The sequence below is a fragment of the Pseudoalteromonas rubra genome (genome assembly GCF_000238295.3).
In the GTDB taxonomy this organism is placed as follows: Bacteria; Pseudomonadota; Gammaproteobacteria; order Enterobacterales; family Alteromonadaceae; genus Pseudoalteromonas; species Pseudoalteromonas rubra.
Window position 1 is genome coordinate 1 of sequence record NZ_AHCD03000017.1, and the last position, 5,487, is coordinate 5,487.

4 protein-coding genes are annotated in these 5,487 nt (G+C 50.2%); 2 read left to right on the forward strand and 2 right to left on the reverse strand.

Annotated features, from left to right (window positions below; translation table 11 throughout):
- Nucleotides 1-659: 659 nt before the first annotated feature.
- A complete protein-coding gene (locus tag PRUB_RS00110; RefSeq protein ID WP_010381390.1) occupies nucleotides 660-1,907 on the reverse strand; it encodes a Tle-like phospholipase domain-containing protein in 1,248 nt (415 codons plus the stop codon).
- 158 nt (nucleotides 1,908-2,065) lie between these two features.
- Here PRUB_RS00110 and PRUB_RS00115 point away from each other — a divergent pair, with 158 nt between their 5' ends.
- Together PRUB_RS00115 and PRUB_RS00120 are read left to right on the forward strand one after the other, a co-directional pair.
- Nucleotides 2,066-4,543 (forward strand): tetratricopeptide repeat protein, encoded by a 2,478-nt coding sequence (locus PRUB_RS00115; RefSeq protein WP_010381391.1) that lies wholly within the window; start codon nucleotides 2,066-2,068, stop codon nucleotides 4,541-4,543.
- Between the two features lie 5 nt (nucleotides 4,544-4,548).
- Nucleotides 4,549-4,953: a hypothetical protein gene (locus PRUB_RS00120; RefSeq protein ID WP_010381392.1), complete on the forward strand. Its 405-nt coding sequence runs from the start codon at nucleotides 4,549-4,551 to the stop codon at nucleotides 4,951-4,953.
- A gap of 105 nt (nucleotides 4,954-5,058) precedes the next feature.
- On the opposite strand, the gene PRUB_RS00125 is transcribed toward PRUB_RS00120, so the two are convergent.
- The coding region (locus tag PRUB_RS00125; protein WP_021032717.1) for an Hsp20 family protein at nucleotides 5,059-5,487 on the reverse strand (429 nt) is incomplete at its 5' end.

Genomic DNA, 5,487 nt, shown 5'->3' on the forward strand with positions numbered 1-5,487 from the left:
CCTGTCGGCGTCCTCACAAATCTATCTATGGCCGGGGCAAACGCTTTTCAAGCAAGTTTTTTGAAAAAAGTTTGAGTGTTTTTTATATCTTTGATTTTAATTGATTTTTATTTTTGGTTATTTGCTATGGATCTTTGCTCAGGTCATCCACCGTTTTGCTGCCAGTGGTTCCCGGCTCAAGGCCGGGATGACGGAAGTGAAGCCGAGATGATGGAGGCTACTCGTTATTATTCTCAAGCGGGGGCGCCGAGCCTGCGACGATATTTAATCGTTAAAGTTGGGAGTAAAGTACGTCCCTGTAGTTATGTCCATCGCGCATCTCGACAATGTGCTCCTGCATTGTTCTACTTCCCACATCCATGTAGGTCCATGCGCTCATCTCCTCATGCGGGGGCGCCGAGCCTGCGACGATACTTAATCGTTAAAGCTGGGAGTAAAGTACGTCCCTGTAGTTATGTTCATCGCGCATCCGTGCACTCATCTCCTCAAGCTGCGACGATACTTAATTGTAGGTTTTTCAATGTGTTATAAGTAAAGTACATCCCTGTAGTTGCGTCCATCGCGCATCCATGCGCTCATCTCTTCAAGCTGCGACGATACTTAATCGTCGGTCTTTCGTCGTCCATCCAGGGCTCGCGTCCACTGACAAAAGGCGATACTTAATCGCCTTTTGTAGTGGACCCCCAAAAATTTGTGCGGAATTTTAGGCCTGCGCCTATGCTGGCGTCCGGGGTGATAAATAGTTGGCTCGGGCGGGCTGTTGGATCTTGCCAGTTGTGGTAGAGCGGGATCAGGCGTTCTTTGATCATATTTTCAAGCGAATGATTCACAAAGAGGTTTTTATCCGGGAAAGCCGGGAATTCGACTTCGTTTTCGTCATGGCGCAATGCCGAAGAGGAAATTGGATCATAGTCAGTGCGGAAGTTGATCACATTACGCAGGCGCATGGTGTTGGCGAAATAACGGGCGTAAGTGTCGATGATCTTAGTGCCGGGTGAGGCAAAAACCCGGGTTTGAATGCCTGTGCGTACGCCTGAGTCGACTGCGGTATAGCCGCCGAGGCTATGGCCGGTTAGCACTACGTTATGGCTGTTTGTCGTTTCGGGTATCTGGTAGCCGGGGGCAACAGATGCCTGATTGGGTGGATACTGATCCAAAATGTGCTGACAAAACTCATACGCGGTGCGTTGCCAGGCGATGTCGGTTTCGGCCAGGTTGGCGAAAAAAAGTTTAAAGTCTTCGTACAGGTCACCGGTGTTAAACGGATTGGTGCCCTTGTAGGCAATGATGACTTCTTCTTCCAGGCTTTCAGAGGCAATGGCTGGTACTTTGACCGCGAAGGCATAAACGCCGTCTACATTGAGTAATGAATCAATAATCTCCAGCTTACCGTTTGTCAGCATTAACTTTTGATACAGAGGGTCATCGTGGTAGGCAAATGAGCCACCGGGTTCCAGGCTATACGCATAGGCTGACGCGAAGGCATATCGTAGCACCTTGTTGTAGGCTATCACATCCAGACTGTTGCTGATTTCTTTTGCCTGTGAGGGCGTGAGCACGGGGTATTCCCAGCCGACGCTGCGGTCTGAGGCAAAAAAGCTGATGTTATTACTGTACTGAGGACCAAATTGCTGCGCCAGAGTGACCCGGCTTAATTCCTCAAGGGTTGCCTGTGCCTGGGCATCGCTGACCTCAACGCCATTGATTTTATCTACCACAAAATAGTTGCCATAAATGGCCGTGAGCGCGTTATCGTGCCAGTGTCCCTGCAATTTGGCATAGTCATCGCCTGCCAGCATCCAGTGTTTTTTCACCAATTGTGAGCGCGGTATAAAGCCCGTATGTATGCCATAGCTTTGTACAAAGGTGGTGTCTTGTTTGGTGGTCAGTGGGGTTGAGTCCAGCATAGTTATCCTCCCGGATTGTGGTTTCCGAGAGCAAGTATGGAACACAATCTGTGGTGTGCCAGTTACACGAGCTTACAGAGCTGGGTAACTGTTATCCCTTGCCTGACCTGTAGTGCTGGATTAGGATGAAAAATAAGCAAACACCAGGGAGAATAGGTATGGCTGAGCGCAGCGTTTCAGTGCAGGGCAGTGCCAATCAGAGCATTATTATTAGTGGTGATCATAATCAGGTGGGAGGTGCGGTGGAATTTCGCATTCCGCTGGTGCGCCATCATACCCCTGCCCGGCGGCGTCGAGGTTCGCAAACCCCACCGAATGTGCTGGATATTCTCAGCGCGCACAACAAAGCATTGAAATTGCTGGGCCGGGGGCACGAGCTAAAGTTACTCAATGAATGGCTAAGTGACGACAGGGATATTTCCGTCTTTGCCATCACTGCCTCTGCAGGCAGTGGCAAAACGCGACTGGCCATTGAGCTGTGCGAGCAGGCAGAGCAGCAACCGGGTTGGGCTGCGGGTTTTGTACGTAGCGACGACTTGGCACAGCTGGCGCATGCCTTTAAATTTGCCCAGGCAAACTGGTCTCATTCTTTATTGCTGGTGGTTGATTACGCCGGCGCCAATGCTAAGGCACTAGCGCAATGGCTGGATGCCCTGTCTCAGCTCGACGAGCTGGTCGATGGCATCCGGGTGCGTATCTTGCTGCTGGAGCGCGAAGCCAGTAAAGAGGCTGGCTGGTGGCACACGCTAACGGGCTCTGCGTTAGGTAGCGACCAGGCGCGACTTGACCTGTTTACCCAGTTTGAGCCCTATGCGCTGGCTGGGCTGAGTGATATCTCATTACGGCGAGCAGTATTGTGTGCTGCGCTGAATGCTGCGCAAGCGCTGGTGCCGCACCCTCAAACTAGTACAATCCCCGAGGTCGGTGAACAAGCCGACTTTGATACTGCGCTGGCCGACCCGCAATTTGGTAATCCACTGGCGCTGGTTATGGCCGGTATTCTGTGTCGGGACATGTTGCCGCGCGCGGCCTTATCATTACATTATCTGGCTGCGGCCGAAAAACTGGCGCAGCGAGAAATCGACCGCTTTTACAAATGTTTTGGCGAAGGGGGCGATGCCATTAAGCTGGCTCATTGCCTGTGCTTTCATTTACTGTGTGGCGGGCTCCGTATTGCCGATATGCGCCAGACGCTCAGCGCTGAGCTGGTAGCCATGGGCTGGCATAGTCCAAGCCTGGATAAAGAACTGCAGGCATTGCAGCAAGCGTTTCCGCCAACGGATGACGGGGGCGAATCAGTCAGGCTGTCAACCACTCAGCCAGATCTGATTGCCGAGGCTATGTGTATACAGCTGCTGCAAAGTGATCAGGAGCGTAACTTAAAAGCGCCTGCAATTTTGGCCCGGACCCTTGAATATGGTCTAGAGCATGCGGCTGCAGCGCTAGTTCGTCTGCTACAGGACTTTGCCTGCCCGGTTAGCCAGCCAGACGCAAAACAGGCTCAGTTGTTGCTGTGGGCAGATGAGTTGATAGATGCTAATCAACATAACCCGTTATTGTTGGCATTACTTGACGGTGCTATCCCACTTAGCTCCCTGACGTTAGCTGAGTTGGCTTGTAAACTAGCTAACTTACTATACCTGCATGCAGAGAAACAGACACAAACGCCAATGTCTGAACAAGATATCGCCAGATTGGCTAAATCAATAAATAACTTTGCCAATCGACTAAGCGTTCTTGGTCAGCGTGAAAGTGCCTTAGCATTCGTGCTGAAAGCTGTAGAGCTAAGGAGAAAGTTGGCCAAGAGAAGGCCTGAACGCTTTTTGCCTGATTTGGCGATGTCCTTGAATAGTCTGGCTAATCGACAGGGTGAACTGGGCGCTCATGAAGCTGCTTTAGCTAGTGCTCTTGAAGCTCTTGAATTTAGAAGGGAGCTTGCTCAAATCAATCCGGATAATTTTCTACCCGACTTGGCAACATCGTTGAATAACATTGCTAACCAACAAGGTGAACTAGGCCTGCGTGAGGCTGCCCTATCAAATGCGCTTGAAGCCGTTGAGCATAGAAGAGAGCTTGTGAAAGTCAATCCAGAAGCTTTTTTGCCTGACCTGGCAATATCCCTCAATAATCTTGCTAACCGACAAAATGAACTCGGTGATAGTAAAGCTGCCCTATCAAATGCGCTTGAAGCAGTTGAATATAGGAGAAAACTGGCTCAAATGCACCCTGATGTCTATCTGCCTGATTTGGCTATATCACTTAACAATCTTGCCAATATCCAAAGTGATCAAGAGCAGCGAGAAGCTGCTCTGTCAAACGCACTTGAAGCTGTGAAACACTTTCGGGCACTGGCTCTGGCAAGCCCGGATGCGTTTGTGCCAGATCTTGCCATGTCGTTGAATAATCTTGCTAACCGACAGAGTGATTTAGGGCTTTACACACCAGCCCTTTCCAGTGGATTTGAGGCAATACAGATGTTATTTCCCTATTTTATAAAATGGCCACAAGCATATAAAACATGGATGAAGGTGATGTTGCGTAATTACCGAGTTGCTTGTGAAGCGTTAGCGCAAATACCAGATAGTGAACTGATCCATTCAATCGTCGAAAAACTCAATGAATTAGAACAGGAGTAACTCCAATGTCAGACAGGACAATAAAGGTGGGTGGCAATGCCAATGGCGCGGTGATAAACACAGGTGATCATAATCAGATTTATGCCGCTCCCAACATCACCATGCCTGAGCCTCAGACGGTGGATATTCAGCAGGCGCTGAGTAAGTTAACCACAGCGTTGGGTGAGCTTGGCATTGCGCAGCCGCGCAAGCTGAATAATGCGTTGGAGGAGGCACAAGAAGAAATCGAACAGGCGCAGCCGGATAAGGCTGAGGTAGCAGAGTCGCTGGCCCGTGCGGCTAAAATAGCCAAAGAGGCTGAAAGCTTTGCCAGCCATAGTGAAAAGCTGGTCGAGCGTTTTACTCCGGTGCTGGGCTGGTTAGGTCCACATGCCACCCGGGTGGCCGAGGCACTGGGCGTGGCAATTTAGATAATCTCTTACAGCACACAAAAAAGCCGCCCTTGCGGGCGGCTGGTGGAAATTCAACAATGTAATACAAGGAAAAGGGAGTGAGTAGTTACTACTCTTAAGGCATCAGCCTTCAATCAGCTTACCGGTACCAATTTCAATTTTTCTTGGCTTCAACGCTTCCGGTACTTCGCGCTCCAGGTCAATCAGTAACAGGCCGTTTTCAAGCGAAGCGCCAATCACTTTTACATGGTCGCCCAGCTGGAATTTGCGCTCAAAGTTGCGCTCGGCAATGCCCTGGTGAATAAACTTTCGGTCGGTTTTGTCTTCTTTATTTTGCTTCTCGCCTTTGACGCTCAGCGTGTTGTTTTCCGACTCCAGCGACAACTCCTGCTCCGTAAAGCCGGCCACCGCCATGGTAATTTGGTATTTGTCTTCAGCTAAGGCTTCGATGTTGTACGGCGGGTAGCTGGGCTGTTTTTCGCTGCTGCGCTGCGCTGCATCCATCATAGATGCAAGGTGGTCAAAGCCGATGAATGAACGGTAAAGGGGTGA

What these genes read in the sequence shown, in the direction of transcription:
- PRUB_RS00110 (WP_010381390.1), bottom strand. Translation starts at nt 1,907, where the DNA reads ATGCTGGACTCAACCCCACTGACCACCAAACAAGACACCACCTTTGTA.
- PRUB_RS00115 (WP_010381391.1), top strand. Translation starts at nt 2,066, where the DNA reads ATGGCTGAGCGCAGCGTTTCAGTGCAGGGCAGTGCCAATCAGAGCATT.
- PRUB_RS00120 (WP_010381392.1), top strand. Translation starts at nt 4,549, where the DNA reads ATGTCAGACAGGACAATAAAGGTGGGTGGCAATGCCAATGGCGCGGTG.